This is a genomic window from Streptomyces ardesiacus, from assembly GCF_003112575.1.
Classification (GTDB): domain Bacteria; phylum Actinomycetota; class Actinomycetes; order Streptomycetales; family Streptomycetaceae; genus Streptomyces; species Streptomyces ardesiacus.
In genome coordinates, this window is record NZ_BEWC01000007.1 from 183,026 (window position 1) to 198,843 (window position 15,818).

Genomic DNA, 15,818 nt, shown 5'->3' on the forward strand with positions numbered 1-15,818 from the left:
GGGTTCGGCCTCGGGGGCGCCGGGCTCGACGGCTCCGGCCGCCGGGGATCCGGGCTCGGCAGCCTCGGCCTTGGCGGCCTCGGGCCCGGTGGGCGCGGCCCCAGCGGCTCCGGACCCGGCAGGTTCAGCCTCGACGGCCCCCGACCCGGCAGGCTCAGACTCGGCGACCCCCGTCCCGTCACGTTCAGACTCGGCGACCCCCGACCCGGCAGGCTCAGGCTCGACGGCCCCGGCCCCGGCAGCCTCGGCCTCCGGGGCTCCGGGCCTGACGGACTTGGGCTCCGTGTGCGCGGCCTCGGCGGCTTCGGGGTCGGTGGGCGGGGGCTCCGCGGACGGGAGCGGGTTCGGGGGCGGGGGCGGGGGCTCCGTCGGGTTCGGCTCGGGTGCCGTGGTCTTGCGCTGCGGCCACGTCGGTGTCATCGCTTCTCGCCCCTCTCCTCCTCGACCGGCACCGCGCTCAGCGCCCTCACCTTCCACTCCCCCTCGCCGGTGCGGGCCAGGACCGCTTCCAGGCGTTTGCGGTCGGTGGCCGGTTTCCCGGCGGTCCCGGCGGGGGTGACCTCGACGCGGACGGTGGCGATGAGCTTGGCCGTGCCGGCCCGCGTGTCGAGCGCGGTGACGGCGGCCTCGGTGACCGTGCCGCGCGCCGAACTGCCCGCCCTGGCCTCGGTGCCGCCGAGTTCCTCGCGCAGCGGCCCGGTCGAGACGGCACGCCAGTTCCGGATGCCGCGCTCCGCGCTCTGCCGGGTGGTGGCGTCGAGCGTGGTGAGTACGGCGATGCCCTCGCGCCCGTCGGCGAGCGCCTCGTCCCGCTCCCGGCCGTAGGCGAGCGCGTCGTCGGTGCGGGCCTGGGTGTACGTCCACGCGCCGGTGCCGCAGAAGGCGAGGGCCAGCACGAGCCCCGTCCCGGCGAGGATCCGCGCCCGCCTCATCGGGTGCTCCCGGTGCCGGCCGGGGCGAGGAGACCGGTCAGGCCGGCCGGTGCCTCGCCGCGCTGTCCGGGCAGGGCCAGCGCGCCGGGCAGGGCCGGGGAGGCGTCGCCCTTCGCGGGCGTACCGGCGCTGCTGCCCGAGGGCAGGGTGCCCGGCCGGGCCGGGTCGGGCACCGCGCCGCCCTTCGGGGCGTTGGCCGAGCCGCGCACGTTCTTGCCGCTGGAGGGCGGGGCGGTGCAGGCGGCGTCGGTGTTGAGGGCGGGCGCGGTGCCGAGGTCGAGGCCGTTGCGGTAGCGGGTGGCGCCGTAGCCGTCGGTGCAGGGCAGGGGGCTGAAGAAGGTGACGGCCAGGCCGAGGTCCAGCTTGCCCCCGTCGACGGCGGTGGCGCCGGCGGAGACGGCCGCCGGGTACTTCACGAGGAGTTCCTCGATGCCGCGCTGCCGGGTGACGGCGACCTCGGAGGTGGTGAGGAGGTTGGCGAGGACCACGCCGAGGCTCGGGTCGAGGTCCCGCAGCAGGCCGCTGACCTGGGTGGCGGCCTCGGGGGTGACGGCGAGGAGGCGGCGCAGGTCGGCGTCGGATCCCTTGAGGGCGGCGGCCAGCTCCTTGGCTCCGACGGCGAAGCCGCGGATGGCCCCGGCCTCCTCGGCCTGGGTGCGCAGGACGGTCTCGCCGTCGTCGATGAGCAGGGTGGTGGAGGGCAGGGCCCGGTCGGCGGCCTCGACGAAGTCGCCGCCGCTGTCGAGCAGCACCTGGAGGTCGTCGCCGTGTCCTTCGAAGGCCTTGCCGAACTCGTCGACGACCGTGCGCAGATCGTTCAGCGGGACCGAGCCGACCAGGTTGTCGACGCTGGCGAGCACGTCGGTGACGGGTGCGGGCACTTCGGTGTCGGCCTGTTCGATGCGGGTGCCGTCGGCGAGGTAGGGGGAGCCGTCGCTCTCGGGCCGCAGGTCGATGTACTGCTCGCCGACGGCGGAGAGCCCGGCGACCACGGCCTTGGTGTCGGCGGGGATGCGGGGCGCGGACTTCTTGATGCGCAGTTCGGCGACGACGCCTTCGGCGGTGAGGCCGATCGGGCCGACGCGCCCCACCGAGACACCCCGGTAGGTGACGTCCGAGTGGGTGAACAGTCCGCCGGTGCGCGGCAGTTCGACGTCCACGGTGTAGTAGTCGGCGACGCCCACGTACCGGCCGAGGTCGGCGTAGCGGATGCCGAGGAAGGCGAGGGCGAGGACGGCGACGAGGAGGAAGGCGAGGTTCTTCAGCCGTACGGCGAGGGTGATCACCCCGGCTCACCCCCGGACTTCGCCCCGGTTCCGGACACGGAGGGCAGCGGCAGCGGCGAGGCGGGACCGTGCTTCCCCGGGGCCCGCTGCTGCGCGGCCGGGGCGTCCCCGGCGTCCGGGGCCGGGAGCGGGGTGGGCGCGCCCCCGGACACGAGCGGCGGGATCACCTCGGTCCCGGGGACGGCGACCATGCTCAGGTACGTGTTGAGGTAGTCGCCCTTCACCCCGCGCAGCACCTCGTCGGTGAACGGGTAGGTCAGCAGCACCTGGAGCGAGTCGGGCAGGTCGGTGCCCGCGTCGGCGAGCGCCTTCAGCGTCGGTGCGACGGCCTTGAGGTCGGCGATCATGTCGTCCTTGCTGGCGTTGATGGTGGAGACGGCGACGCCGGAGAGCGTGTCGAGGGAGCGCAGCATGGTGAGCAGGGAGCCGCGCTGCTTCTCCAGCGTCTTCAGTCCCGGCGAGAGGCCGGTGAGGACGGTGCCGACGTCCTCCTTGCGGGTGGCGAGGGTGGAGGAGAGCCGGTTGACGGCGTCGAGGGCGTCGGTGATGTCCTCCCGGTGGTCGTCGAGGTCGCCCACCAGGGTGTTGACCCGCTTCAGCATGGAGCGGACCTCGGGCTCGCGGCCGCCGAGCGCGGCGTTGAGCTCCCGGGTGATGGTCTTGAGCTGGCTGACGCCGCCGCCGTTGAGGAGCAGGGAGAGCGCGCCGAACACCTCCTCGACCTCGGTGGTGCGGCTGGTGCGGGCCAGCGGGATGACGCTGCCGTCGGTCAGCCGGCCGGTGCCGGTCTCCTTGGCGGGCGCGACGAGCTGGACGTACTTCTCGCCGAGCAGGCTGGACTGTTCGAGCCTCGCGGTGGCGTCGGCGGGCAGCTTCACGTCGCCGTTGATCTCCATGGTGACGCGGGCCGACCAGTCGTCCTCGCCGAGTTCGACGCGGGTGATCCGGCCGACGGCGACGTCGTTGACGCGCACGGCGGCGTGCGGGACCAGGCTCAGCACGTCCTGGAGTTCGGCGGTGACGGTGTAGGGGTGGTCGCCGAGGTCGGCGCCGCCGGGCAGCGGCAGGTCCTCGATGCCGTCGAAGCCCGGCAGTCCCGCCGGGACCCCGCCGAGGGTGAGGGCGAAGGCGAGGCCGAGGGCGATCACCGCGCCGGCGGCGAGCCCGGCCGCCCGGCCCCTGGGGAGCGCTGCGCGTTTCATCGGCCGTCCCCCTTCTCCGCGCCGGCCACGGGCAGCGGCAGCAGCGGCCCGCCGCTGCTGATCTCGTTGAGGTTGGCGCGGCCGTCGAGGGTGCGGGTGTCGGGGTTGTAGGCGTTCACGACGTTGCTCGCGGCCAGGGGTGCCACGTCCAGCGCCTCGGCCAGCGAGGCCCGCTGCTCGACCAGGGTCCGCGTGATGGGGACGAGGCGGTCGACGTTCTTCTTCAGCTCGCCGCGGTTGTCCTCGATGAAGGTCTTGACCTGGCCGAGTGCCGTGCCCAGTTCCTCCAGGGCGCCGGTGAGGTCGTCCTTGTTGTCGGCGAAGAAGCCGACGACCTCGTCCAGGCGTTCCTGGGCGGTGCGCACGTCGGTGTCCTTGTTCTTCAGCATGGTGGTGAAGGTCTGCAGGCTGCTGAGCGTCTTGAACAGGTCGCCGCTGCTGCCGTCGAGGGTCTTGGCGGCCTTGCCGAACGCCTCGACGCTGTCCCCGATGGCCTCGCCGTTGCCGTCGAGGTTGGCGGCGCCGGTCCTCAGCAGGCCGGACAGGGCGCCGTCGGCGTTGGCGCCGTCCGGGCCGAGGGCCTTGCCCAGGTCGGTGATCGAGTCGTAGATCTGGTCGATCTCGACCGGGACGTGGTTGCGGGAGGCGGGCAGGACCGCGCCGTCGGCGAGGGCGGGGCCCTTGCCGTAGGCGGGGGTGAGCTGCACGTAGCGGTCGGCGACGACGCTCGGCGCGACGACGACGGCCCGCGCGTCCACGGGGACCTTGATCCCCTCGTCCAGGCGCAGGCCGACGCGGACCCGGGTGCCCTCGGGCCGCACCGACTCCACCTCGCCCACCCGCACTCCGAGGATGCGCAGGTCGGACCCGGCGTAGACGCCGATGGCGCGGTCGAAGTAGGCGGTGACGCGGGTGCCGTCGGGTTCCAGGACCCGGGCGGCGACCAGGCCGCCGGCGGCGAGCACCACGAGGGCGAGCACCCCGGTGAGGATCTTTCGGCGTCGGGTCATCACTCACCGCTCCCCTGGGCCGCCGCCGGCTGTTTCGGCGGCAGGCATCCGGTCTTGGGCTGGGAGGTCGCGGGCAGGTAGGCGCGGGGCACGACGCCGCACAGGTAGCTGTCGAACCAGCGTCCGTTGCCCAGGGTGTTGCCGACCAGACGGTAGTACGGGCCGACCAGGGCGAGGGTCTTGCCGAGCTGGGTGTTGTTCTTCTCCAGGACGGCGGTGACGCGGCCGAGGGCCTTGAGGGTGGGGCCGAGCTGCTTCTCGTTGTCCTTGACGAGGCCGCCGAGTTCGGTGCCGAGGTCCTGGCTGCCCTTGAGCAGGGCGCTGATGGCGGCGCGGCGGTCGCGCAGTTCGCCGAGCAGGGGACCGCCGTCCTCGATGAGGGTCTCGAAGCTGGACTTCCTGTTCTCCAGGGTCTTGGTGAACCTGGCGCTGCCCTTGAGGAGTTCGGAGAGCTGGGCGTCGCGCTTGGAGAGGGACTTCGACAGGTCGGACAGCCCGGTGGCGGCCTTGCGCACGTGCGGCGGGGAGTCCTTGAAGGTGTCGGAGATGGTCTCGAAGCTCTCCGCGAGCCTGCCGGTGTCGATGTCGTCGACGGTGCCGCTGAGGTCCTGGAAGGCCTGGGTCACGTCGTAGGGGGAGGTGGTGCGGGTCAGCGGGATGCGGGAGCCGGGGTCCTGGCGGCCGGCGCCGAGCGGGTCGAGTGCCAGGTACTTGTCGCCGAGGACGGTCTTGATGGCGATGGCGGCGGTGGTGCGGTCGCCGACCCAGGCGTCCTCGACCTCGAAGGTGACCTTGACCTTGGCGCCGTCGAGCGCGACGCCGGTGACCCGGCCGACCTTGACTCCGGCGATGCGCACCTCGTCGCCCGTGTCCAGGCCCGCGGCCTCGGAGAAGTCGGCACTGTAGGTGGTGCCGCCGCCGAAGGGGAGCCGGTCGGCGTGGTAGGCGAGGAGCGCGATCAGGGCGAGGACGAGCAGCCCGGCCACACCGACGGCGACGGGGTTGCGTTCCTTGACCGGCTTGATGCGCGGGCGCTTCATCCGCGGCACCTCGATTCGGTGATCGCGATGCCGGTCGGCGGCCTGGAGCCGTCGGAGGTGGTCACTCCGCTCACGCGGGCCTCGCAGAGGTAGAGGTTGAACCACGATCCGTAGGAGGACAGGCGCGCGAGGGCGGACATCTTGGCGGGGCTCTTGTCGAGGAAGTCCTCGATCTGCGGGGTGTGCGCGCCGAGGGTGGTGGAGAGCCGGCCCAGTTCGCCGATGTCCTTCTTGAGGGGGGCGCGTCCGTCCTCGAGCAGGCCGGCGGTGACGGTGGTCAGGTCGCCCATGGCGGCGACGGCCCTGCCGAGGGGTTTGCGGTCCTGGTTGAAGCCGGTGACGAGTTTCTGGAGGGTGACGACGAGGTCGTCGAAACTGTCCTCGCGGTCGTTGAGGGTGTCCAGGACGGTGGTGAGGTTGTCGACGACCTCGCCGATCACCTTGTCCTTGGCGGCGACGGTGGTGCCCAGCGAGCCGATGTGCCGGATCAGTCCGTCGACGGTGGCTCCCTCGCCCTGGAGCACCTGCACGATCGACCCGGCGAGTTCGTTGACGTCCTTCGGGGAGAGCCCTTCGAACAGCGGCTTGAAGCCGTTGAAGAGCAGGGTCAGGTCGAGCGCCGGGGTGGTGCGGTCCAGCGGCACGGTGCCGCCCTCCGGGAGGGTGCCGGTGAGGTCGCCGCTGCCGCGTGAGAGGGCGACGTAGCGCTGGCCGACCATGTTGAGGTACTTCACGGCGGCGGTGGTCGAGCGGGGCAGCGTGCGGTCGTCGCGGACGGTGAAGGTGACCTGGGCGGTACGCCGGTTGACGACGCGTACGTCGGTGACCTCGCCGACCGTCACCCCGGAGATCCGCACGCTGTCGCCGTCCATGAGCCCGGTGACGTCGGTGAACAGGGCCTTGTAGGTGCTGGTCCCGGTGCCGGAACCGACACCGGTGCCGGCGACGCTCAGGCCCAGCACGGTGGTGGCGAGGGCGGTGACCACCACGAAGACGAGGGACTTGACCAGCGGCCCGGTCAGCGGGCGGCGACGCGTGTGGGCGTGCTCGGACCTGGTCATCGCAGGGTCACCTCCGTACCTCGGTAGAGGGGGCCCACCAGCAGGCTGCTCCAGTCGGGCAGGTCGCCGGGGCTCTCCCCGGCGGCGGGGGCGAGGAGTTCGTTGACGAGGTCGTTCTCCTGCGGGGAGTTGGCGGGCCCGAGGTCCTGTTCGGCGGCCGGGGTGGCGGCCCGCACGCTGGGCCGGGGCAGGGTGCCGAGGTAGGGCACGGCGGGGCAGCGGGGTCCGCCGCCCGCGTCGTAGGCCGGGGTGTCGCGGCCGGGACGGTAGGCGCCGCGGGAGGCGACGGAGGTGACGTCGACGTGGATGCCGGGCCGGTCGGTGCCCTTGCCGAGCGCCTGGTCCATGGCCGGCACGAACTCGGCGAGGGTGCGCAGGGTGCAGGGGAAGGCGGCGGAGTACTCGGCGAGCAGTTCGAGGGTGGGGCGGCTGGTGTCGCCGAGCCGGATGATGTTGTCCCGGTTCTTGCGCAGGAAGGCGGTCACGTCCTCGGCCGTCCGGGTCGTCGCGCCGAGGGTCGAGGCGAGCTGGGCCTCCTGCTCGGCGAGGGTGCCGCTGGTGGTGGTGAAGTCGGTGAGCGCCGTGAGGATGTCGGGCGCGGCGTCCGCGTAGACATGGCTGACCTTCACGAGTTCCTTGAGGTCACGGTTGAGGGCGGGCAGGCTGGGGTTGAACTCCGCCAGGTGCTCATCGAGCAGCGTGAGCGTGTCGCCGAGCCGCTTTCCGCGTCCTTCGAGGGCCTGCGAGACGGCGGACAGGGTCGCGGAGAGCTTCTGCGGCTGGACGGCGGTGAGCATCGGCAGGACGTTGTCGAGGACCTGCTGGAGTTCGATGGCGTTCGCGGACCGGTCCTGGGGGACGACGGCCCCGGCGGCCAGGGGCTCGGGCGAGGGGTCCGCGGGCGGCACGAGGGCCACGAACCGCTCGCCGAACAGGGTGGTGGGCAGCATCTGCGCGCGGACGTCGGAGGGTACGTCGTCCAGGGCGCCGGGCTTCATGGCGAGGGTGAGCCGGGCGCCGTCGCCGGTGGAGTCGACGGCGCGGACCTCGCCGACGACGACGCCGCGCAGTTTGACCTCGGCGCCGGGGTGCATCTGGTTGCCCGCGCTGCCGGTCTCGACGACCACCGGGTCGGAGTCGGTGAACTTCTTGTCGTAGACGGCGACGGCCAGCCAGATCAGCAGGCAGGGCACCAGCACGAACACCACCCCGGCCAGCCGGTGGCGCAGCACCTCGCCTCTCGGTCGGCTCATCTCACCCCGCCACCTTCACGGTCGTGGTCGCGCCCCACAGGGCCAGCGACAGGAAGAAGTCGGTGACGCTGATCAGCACGATGGCGTTGCGCACGGAGCGGCCGACGGCGACGCCGACACCGGCCGGGCCGCCGGAGGCGCGGTAGCCGTAGTAGCAGTGGGCGACGATCACCATCACGCTGAAGATCAGCACTTTCAGTACGGACAGCAGGACGTCCGTCGGGGAGAGGAAGAGGTTGAAGTAGTGGTCGTACGTCCCCCGGGACTGGCCGTTGAACAGGACGGTCACGTAGCGGGAGGCGAGGAAGGAGGAGAGCAGCCCGATCGCGTAGAGCGGGACGATGGCGACGACGCCGGCGATGATGCGGGTGGTGACCAGGTAGGGCATGGAGCGGATGCCCATGCCTTCGAGGGCGTCGACCTCCTCGTTGATGCGCATGGCGCCGAGCTGGGCGGTGAAGCCGGCCCCGACGGTGGCGGAGAGGGCGAGCCCGGCGACGAGGGGGGCGATCTCGCGGGTGTTGAAATAGGCGGAGACGAATCCCGTGAACGCGGCGGTGCCGATCTGGTCGAGGGCCGCGTAGCCCTGGAGTCCGACGACGGTCCCGGTGAAGAGCGTCATCGCGATCATCACGCCGATGGTGCCGCCGATGACGCCGAGGCCGCCGGAGCCGAAGGCCACCTCGGCCAGCAGGCGCTGGACCTCCTTGAGGTAGCGGCGCAGGGTCCTGGGGATCCACAGCAGGGCCCGGACGTAGAAGAGGAGTTGGTCGCCGGAGCGGTCGAGCCAGACGAGCGGGGAGGCCATCGGACCTCAGCCTCCCTTCGGCGGGACGATCTGGAGGTAGACGGCCGTCATCACCATGTTGACGAAGAAGAGCAGCAGGAACGTGATGACGACGGACTGGTTGACGGCGTCGCCGACGCCCTTGGGGCCGCCCCGCGGATGCAGCCCCCGGTAGGCGGCGACGATGCCCGCGATGAACCCGAAGACCAGCGCCTTGAGTTCGCTGACGTAGAGATCGGGCAGCTGGGCCAGGGCGGAGAAGCTGGAGAGGTAGGCGCCGGGGGTGCCGCCCTGCATGATGACGTTGAAGAAGTAGCCGCCGAGGATGCCGACGACGGAGACCAGGCCGTTGAGCAGGACGGCGACGCCCATGGCGGCCAGCACCCGGGGCACGACCAGGCGCTGCACGGGGGAGACGCCCATGACCTCCATCGCGTCGAGTTCCTCGCGGATCTTGCGGGAGCCGAGGTCGGCGCAGATGGCCGAGCCGCCGGCGCCGGCGATGAGCAGCGCGACGATGAGCGGGCTCGCCTGCTGGACGACGGCGAGGACGCTGGCGCCGCCGGTGAACGACTGGGCACCCAACTGCTCGGTCAGCGAGCCGACCTGGAGGGCGATGACGGCGCCGAAGGGGATCGAGACCAGGGCGGCGGGCAGGATGGTCACGCCGGCGACGAACCAGAACTGCTCGACGAACTCGCGGAACTGGAAGGGTCTTCGGAAGACGGCCCGGACGACTTCGGCGGCGAGCGCGAAGAGTTGCCCGGTCTGTCGCAGCGCGCCGGTGATCACGCGCCGCTCCCGGCGGTGGGCATCGGGAGGGTGGCCGCCTCGGAACCCTTCGCGTAGGTCTCCCGGATGGCGGACCGTGCGGCGGGCGGCAGCGAGTCGATCATGCCCAGGACGCGCTCGCGTCGCCGGGCGACGGCCCGCCGCGGCGGGAGGCCGGGCGACGGCTCCAGCTGCGGCACGATCACCCGGGGCGCGGCGGGGGCCGCGGGGGCGGCGTCCGCCTCGGCGGCGAGGGTGGCCGCGTCCTTCTCCTCGGACATGCCGATGGGACCCTCGCGCCGGCCGCCGAGGAACTGGGCCACGACCGGCTCGTCGCTGGTGAGCAGCACCTCGCGCGGGCCGAAGGTGACCAGTTCGCGCAGGAAGAGCATCCCCATGTTGTCGGGCACGGTGGCGGCGATGTCGAGGTTGTGGGTGACGATCAGCATCGTCGCGTCGAGCTGCGCGTTGAGGTCGATCAGCAACTGGGAGATGTAGGCGGTGCGGACCGGGTCGAGGCCGGAGTCGGGTTCGTCGCACAGGATGATCTGCGGGTCGAGGACGAGCGCGCGGGCCAGGCCGGCCCGCTTGCGCATGCCGCCGCTGATCTCTCCCGGGAGCTTCCCCTCGGCGCCCAGCAGCCCGACGACCTCGATCCGCTCCATGACGATGCGGCGGATCTCGGACTCCTTCTTGCGGGTGTGTTCGCGCAGGGGGAAGGCGATGTTGTCGAAAAGGGACATGGACCCGAAGAGGGCACCGTCCTGGAACATGAGACCGAACAGTTTCCGGGTCTCGTAGATGTCCTTTTCCGGACTGTTCACCATGTCCACCCCATTGATGAGGACACGGCCCTGCTCGGGTTTGAGCAGCCCGATGAGCGACTTCAGGAAAACGGTCTTGCCGGTTCCGGACGGGCCCAGCATCACGCTGACCTCTCCGGCCGGAAGAGTGAGTGACACGTCCCGCCAGATGCTCTGCTTACCGAAGGACTTGGTCAGGCCCTCGACCACTACTTCGATTCCCATATCACCTCCAGCGGACGTCGAACGGATGGCGCCGCGGGCCCGCACGTTAAGTCGGCCCGGAGCGGACTGACAACGGGTGCGGCACGGGTCTTCGGCGCCTCCGCGGAACTTGTCACCGCGCAGACAACCCGCCCGCCCCGCACTTGTCTCCGGGGAGACAGGGCGGGGTTCCGCGGTTCCGGGGGGCGTGGATCCCGCGGGACCCCGCCGGCGGGCACCCCGGCCGCACAGGAGGTGGGCCAAAACGCGTCCGCCAGGGCTCCGGCCGACGGGGGCCACCGACCTGGAACCGAGCACCGCACCGGCACGTTACGGCCGAGTAACCTCGACGGGCAACACCGGAATCGCACTTTTCCGGGATACCGACTTCGGCCATCCGGAACCTGTCAGGGAAGGCACAAAAACCCTTCGACAACTTGTCACCGAGTGAGCATTTCATCCCTGCCGCGAGCGCATTCCGCGCGCATTGACCGACCTCGGCCGCGCCCGTCGTCCTTGGCAGTCGGTGACTAAGGCGAATCCCGATTCGCTCACCGCGCAAACAGCTTGCTCCGCTTTTCAAAGAATCATGGACGGCCGCATTGTTCGGCTATGTTTCCGGCGAGTAACGTCACGGCTCACTGCAGGCCAACCCTCAAGGAGACTTCCGAGCCATGAAGAAGAGCATCAGAAGGTCGGCCCTCGTGGCGTGTGCGGCCGCGTCGGCGCTGGGTCTCGCCGCCGTCCCGTCCTCGGCGGCGCCCTCCACGGTGTGGACCGTCACTCCCTCCCCGTCCTCGTTCAAGGCCGTCAACGTCGGCAACATCGTGCTGACCGCCACCATCCCCATGACGTGTACGACCTCGACCGCGGCCGGGACGATGGCGAGCACCACCGGCAACCCCGGAGACGTCGCCGACATCACCACCATGAACTTCGGCTCGTCCACCTCGCCGTGCACCAGTGTCCTGGGCAACGTCACCACCACGTCGGTCGTCCCCTGGGACGTCATCGCGGTGGACTACAACGCCTCCACCGGGGTCACCACGGGCTACGTCGGCAACGTCAAGGCCAACGTGACCGCGGGCGCCTGCAAGTTCACGGTGACGGGCAAGGCCTCGGGCACGTACACCAACTCCACCGGGTACCTCGCGATCAACAGCACCGCCGGTGAACTGGTGGTCACCAACCCCGTCAACTGCGGTGCGGTCGTCACGACCGCCACCAAGCCCACCTTCAAGGGCACCTACGCCGTCACGGTGGCGAGCACCGGCGCCATCCCGAAGATCGTCGGCTCCAACCCGTAGGCCGCCGGCCAGCCGCGAACGCCCGGCCGGCACCCCGGCCGGGCGTTCGCGGGCCGTACGCCGTACGCCGTACCCGCCGAAGACGGGCCGTGCGCCGCGTGCCCCGAGAAGACCGGCCCCCGTCCGAGCCACCCGAGCGGAGTCGCATGAAAGCCACGCCAGCCGCCGCCCCGCGGCCGTCCCGGTCCCGTGTCCGGACCACGTCGATCGCCGCGTTCGTCGTGCTCGCCGCCCTGGTCCCGACCACGGCCGCCGCCACCGGGACCCAGGAGGTCGAGGCCGAGCTGCCCTACGTCTGCGCGCTGCCCTCGGGGCAACTGCCCGCGACGGTGCGCGTCTCGGCGGAGTTCCCCGAACGGGCCCGGGCGGGCGAGGCGTTCACGCCGTCCGGCGTCACCACCACCGTCCGGCTCCCGGCGGAGGCGGTCGCGGACCTGGCCGCACCCGACGCGGCCGAGGTGCGGGCGGCCACCCGGCTCGACGTGGGCGTCGCCCAGAACACGGCGACGGCCACGGCCACCTGGCGGGGCACCGCCGAGCCGGTCGCCCTGCCGGAGACGGGGCCGCTGACGCTGGTCGCGACGGGTGACGTGCCCTCGGTGGCCGGGCGCGGCGACGGCGACCTGACGTTCTCCGCGGGCGCCCTCGCGATCGACCTGGCGCTCGGGGCGGCGGAGGGGGCCGCCACCGACGCGGCCACCGCGGACCCCGGCTCGCTGACCGTCGACTGCACCCTCGCCGAGGACGCGCCGGAGCGGGGACTGCTGGCGACCGTACCGGTCGGCACGGGCGCGCCCGGGGCGAGCGGTGCCCCGTCCTCGCCGGAGCCGGCCGGGACGTCCGGGGCGTCCGGGGCGCCGGACGACGGGCAGCCGGACGGGACCGGTGAGCCGCGGCCGGAGGGGCAGTCCGAGCGGTCGCCCAAGGTGCTGGAGAACGGCGGCGCCCCGGACCGCGACGACGTCCCGCCGTGCCGCTACGACGAGCAGCACCCGCCCACGGACGTGTCGCTCAACGCCTACATCACCGGCTACGCCAACGTGAACAAGATGAAGGGCGCCGCGTACCTCCCGCCGTCCTGCGTGCTGATCGAGCAGGGCCTGCCGGAGCCCGGCCCGCCCGACCCGGACTACCTGATCTTCGACACCGTGTCGTACGCCGACTTCCACTACGAGGAGCGCAAGCAGACCCCGCCCTTCGAAGCGACCTTCCTGTCCTTCGACTTCGCCCCGGTGAAGGCCACCATGGTGATGGAGCAGACGGGCCCCATGCGCATCGACTCGCGGATGAAGATCCGCCTGTCGGACTTCACCACGATCACCGACACCTACGTCCGGGCCCCGCTGGTCCTGCGCGTGCTGGACCTGGAGGTCAACGGCACGCCCCTGGACGTCGGTTCCGGGTGCCGGACCCGAACGTCCCTCACCTCGAAGGACCCGGACCCCGCGCACTTCCCCGGCGACCACCTGGTGCTCTACGGCCGGGGTGAGCAGACCGTCGGTCTGCCGGCCACCGGTTACCTGCTCCTGAGCGGCGGCGCGCTGTCCGGCGAGATGTCCGTGCCCGCCTTCACCGGCTGCGGCAGCGACGGCGAGGACCTCGACCGCCTGCTCACGGCCTCCGTCTCCGGTCCCGGCAACTTCGTCAAGCAGGTCCAGGGCCAGACGTGCGCGATCGCCGCCCCCGTCTTCCCGAGCCCCGAGAACGAGGGCCAGTGCACCGAGGACCTCCAGCCCTACGAGATCCCCGTCGCCGAGCGCTGACCCGCCGCCACCCCGCCCCAGCCACCTCCACGGAAGGCCATCACCATGCGCCCGATCTCCACCCGCACCCGGCTCGCCACCGTGTCCGCGCTGACCGCGCTGGGCGCCTTCGCCTCGCTGGGCACGGCGACCGCCGCCGACCCCGCGCTCAACGGCGAGTGGGCGCCCTTCACCCGCTGCCCCGTGGACGCGCCCGCGATGCTGAACGCCGACGGCTTCGACCGGACCCCGCAGTGCGTGGTGTCCACCTCGGCGAGCGGCACCATCAAGCTGGGCAAGACCACCGTGACGACCGGCCGGACCAACCTCCAGATCGGCGTCGTCCAGAACGCGGACGGCACCAGCAGCGTGGTCGCCCCCGCCTCCGGCGCCCTGGTCGCCGAGCCCGCCACCGTGCCCGGCGGGCTGCTCGGCCTGATGTGCCCGAGCGACATCTTCGTGATCACGGGCATCTGCAAGTCGCTGGAGGACTCCACCCTCAACAAGATCACCGCGACCATGGAGTCGGTCGGCGCCCCCTACGCCTTCGACCAGACCGCGGGTGTCCTCACCGACATGCCCATCGTCGCCCTGCCGGTCCGCATCCACCTGGAGAACCCGCTCCTCGGCGACAAGTGCTACATCGGGACGGCCGCCCACCCGATCGTGCTGCGCCCGGAGAACCGCGACTACCCCGAGGCCGGGCTGACCTTCTTCCGGGGCGACGGCACCGAGGACCCGGCCGGCGAGATGAGCCGGATCAACCTCACCGGCGCCACCCAGAACGACGGCACCTTCGCGGTGCCCGCCGCCACCGGCTGCGGCCTGAACGTCGGCCTGATCAACGCCGCGGTGAACGCCAAGACCGGGCTGCCCTCGGCCGCCGGGAACAACAGCCTCACCCTCAACGACACCCGAACCCACCTCACCGGACTCAACGCGCCCGGGACCGTCGTCCCCGACGCCGGCAAGGTCCTGGCCGAGAACTGGCACTCGGCCGTCGAGTAACAGCCAAAGGCACACACAACCGGGACACGATTCCTCCCCAAGAGATGTACAACACAACAAAGTTGATTTACCTTCAGCTTTGCCAGACCGGTGAACGCCCAGTGGACCGGCCCGGCCACCGCCCGCCCGGGGCGGGGCCCCGCCGGTCCGCCCACCGGACATGTCGACGGCAAGGGATCACTCATGCCCGCAATCGCGCGTCCCTCGGTGCTCGGTGAACCGCTCGACCCCCTCCCCAAGAAGTTCGCGGCCTTCATGCGGCCGCTGCTCCCGGGGCTGCTGAACGAGATCCGCACCGAGGTCACCCGCAGCTATCCGGTGTACGGCAGGCTGCTCAACGGCCCGGACGGGGACGCGATCCGCCAGGGCGTCGAGCAGGCCCTGACCGCCTTCGTGGACCGGGTGGCCGACCCCACCAGCAGCTCGGAGCTGCGGGACGAACTGCTGCGCCGCTTCGGCCGGGTGGAGGCCTACGAGGGCCGCGACCTGGAGGTGCTGCAGGGCGCCTACCGGCTCGGCGCCCGCATCGCCCTGCGCCGGGCCAAGACCCTGGGCCGGCAGTACAGCCTCTCCCCCTCGCTGATCCTCGCCTTCGCCGACGCCCTCTTCGCCTACGTCGAGGAGCTGGAGGCCATCACCCGCGAGGGGTACGCGGAGGTCCGGGAGCGCGCCGCCTCCGAGGAGTCCGCGTTACGAAGACAGTTACTGCACTTCCTGCTGGCAGCGGCCCCGCTGCCCCGGACGGCGGTCTCCGAACTGTGCAAGGCCGCCGCCTGGGAACTCCCCCGCTCCTGCTTCCTGGTCGCCCTGCAGTCCCCGGCGCCGGAACACATCCAGGCGGGCCTGGACCGGGACGTCCTCGCCGACCTGGACATACCGCAGCCGCACCTGCTCGTGCCGGGGGACGCCACCCCCGCCCGCCTGGACATGATCGCCACCGCCCTGGCCGGCACCCGCGCGGCGGTGGGCCTGACGGTGCCGATCACCCAGGCCGCCGACTCCGTCCGCTGGGCCCGCCGGGTGCTGCAGCTCGTCGACGACGAGGTCATCGCCGACGCCCCGCTCATCCGCTGCGAGGACCACCTGACGACCCTGTGGCTGCTGTCCGACTCGGCCCTCGTCGACCGGATCGCGGCCCGGGAACTGGCCCCGCTCGACGCGTTGCCGGCCAGGCGGCGCGACCGGCTCGTCGAGACCCTGCGCGTCCACGTGTCCACCCGGGCCCCCGCCGAACAGGTCGGCGAGGCACTGGGCGTCCACGCGCAGACCGTCCGCTACCGCCTGCGGACGCTGGACACCTACCTGGGCGACCGCCTCGCCGATCCCGACCACCGCTTCGCCATCGAGGTGGCGCTGCGCTCGCTCCACCTGCGCGGACACGACGGCGCGGAGTGAGCACCGAGGGGCCCGCC

General features: G+C 72.0%; 14 protein-coding genes. 4 read left to right on the forward strand and 10 right to left on the reverse strand.

Annotation, left to right across the window (positions count from 1 at the left end):
* Nucleotides 1-416: 416 nt before the first annotated feature.
* Genes Sdi02f_RS22955 through Sdi02f_RS23000 form a run of 10 tightly spaced genes read right to left on the reverse strand, consistent with a single transcriptional unit; the run spans nt 417 to nt 10,370 of the window.
* Complete coding sequence (locus tag Sdi02f_RS22955; RefSeq protein WP_030399766.1) at nt 417-932, reverse strand: hypothetical protein; 516 nt, start codon at nt 930-932, stop codon at nt 417-419.
* On the reverse strand, nt 929-2,218 hold the full coding sequence (locus Sdi02f_RS22960; protein ID WP_108933941.1) for an MCE family protein: 1,290 nt from the start codon (nt 2,216-2,218) through the stop codon (nt 929-931). Before Sdi02f_RS22960 ends, Sdi02f_RS22955 begins: the two co-directional genes overlap by 4 nt.
* Nucleotides 2,215-3,420: an MCE family protein gene (locus Sdi02f_RS22965; protein ID WP_030399768.1), complete on the reverse strand. Its 1,206-nt coding sequence runs from the start codon at nt 3,418-3,420 to the stop codon at nt 2,215-2,217. The genes Sdi02f_RS22960 and Sdi02f_RS22965 overlap by 4 nt, the downstream gene beginning before the upstream one ends.
* The gene (locus Sdi02f_RS22970) at nt 3,417-4,430 is read right to left on the reverse strand and encodes an MCE family protein (protein ID WP_108933942.1); all 1,014 of its coding nucleotides are present in this window, start codon (nt 4,428-4,430) and stop codon (nt 3,417-3,419) included. Before Sdi02f_RS22970 ends, Sdi02f_RS22965 begins: the two co-directional genes overlap by 4 nt.
* Nucleotides 4,430-5,470, reverse strand: a complete 1,041-nt coding sequence (locus Sdi02f_RS22975) for an MCE family protein (protein WP_030399770.1) — start codon at nt 5,468-5,470, stop codon at nt 4,430-4,432. Before Sdi02f_RS22975 ends, Sdi02f_RS22970 begins: the two co-directional genes overlap by 1 nt.
* Nucleotides 5,467-6,531: an MCE family protein gene (locus Sdi02f_RS22980; protein ID WP_030399771.1), complete on the reverse strand. Its 1,065-nt coding sequence runs from the start codon at nt 6,529-6,531 to the stop codon at nt 5,467-5,469. The genes Sdi02f_RS22975 and Sdi02f_RS22980 overlap by 4 nt, the downstream gene beginning before the upstream one ends.
* Entirely contained in the window at nt 6,528-7,784 is a 1,257-nt protein-coding gene (locus tag Sdi02f_RS22985) for an MCE family protein (protein ID WP_030399772.1), read from the reverse strand. Before Sdi02f_RS22985 ends, Sdi02f_RS22980 begins: the two co-directional genes overlap by 4 nt.
* 1 nt (nt 7,785) lies before the next feature.
* Nucleotides 7,786-8,592 (reverse strand): MlaE family ABC transporter permease, encoded by an 807-nt coding sequence (locus Sdi02f_RS22990; RefSeq protein ID WP_031044788.1) that lies wholly within the window; start codon nt 8,590-8,592, stop codon nt 7,786-7,788.
* A gap of 6 nt (nt 8,593-8,598) precedes the next feature.
* Nucleotides 8,599-9,363, reverse strand: coding sequence for an MlaE family ABC transporter permease (locus Sdi02f_RS22995; RefSeq protein WP_030399774.1), 765 nt, complete (start codon nt 9,361-9,363; stop codon nt 8,599-8,601).
* Entirely contained in the window at nt 9,360-10,370 is a 1,011-nt protein-coding gene (locus Sdi02f_RS23000; protein ID WP_030399775.1) for an ABC transporter ATP-binding protein, read from the reverse strand. The genes Sdi02f_RS22995 and Sdi02f_RS23000 overlap by 4 nt, the downstream gene beginning before the upstream one ends.
* Nucleotides 10,371-11,023: 653 nt before the next feature.
* On the opposite strand from Sdi02f_RS23000, the gene Sdi02f_RS23005 reads away from it, so the two are divergent.
* The 4 genes from Sdi02f_RS23005 (at nt 11,024) to Sdi02f_RS23020 (ending at nt 15,801) form a co-directional block, all read left to right on the forward strand.
* Nucleotides 11,024-11,656, forward strand: coding sequence for a hypothetical protein (locus Sdi02f_RS23005; RefSeq protein WP_030399776.1), 633 nt, complete (start codon nt 11,024-11,026; stop codon nt 11,654-11,656).
* A gap of 146 nt (nt 11,657-11,802) precedes the next feature.
* Nucleotides 11,803-13,419, forward strand: a complete 1,617-nt coding sequence (locus Sdi02f_RS23010; RefSeq protein ID WP_108933943.1) for a DUF6801 domain-containing protein — start codon at nt 11,803-11,805, stop codon at nt 13,417-13,419.
* 45 nt (nt 13,420-13,464) lie between these two features.
* Nucleotides 13,465-14,406, forward strand: coding sequence for a hypothetical protein (locus tag Sdi02f_RS23015; RefSeq protein WP_030399778.1), 942 nt, complete (start codon nt 13,465-13,467; stop codon nt 14,404-14,406).
* 183 nt (nt 14,407-14,589) lie between these two features.
* Nucleotides 14,590-15,801 carry a PucR-like N-terminal domain-containing protein gene (locus tag Sdi02f_RS23020; protein ID WP_030399779.1) on the forward strand — a complete coding sequence of 404 codons (1,212 nt, stop codon included), beginning with the start codon at nt 14,590-14,592 and terminating at the stop codon, nt 15,799-15,801.
* Nucleotides 15,802-15,818: the final 17 nt, after the last annotated feature.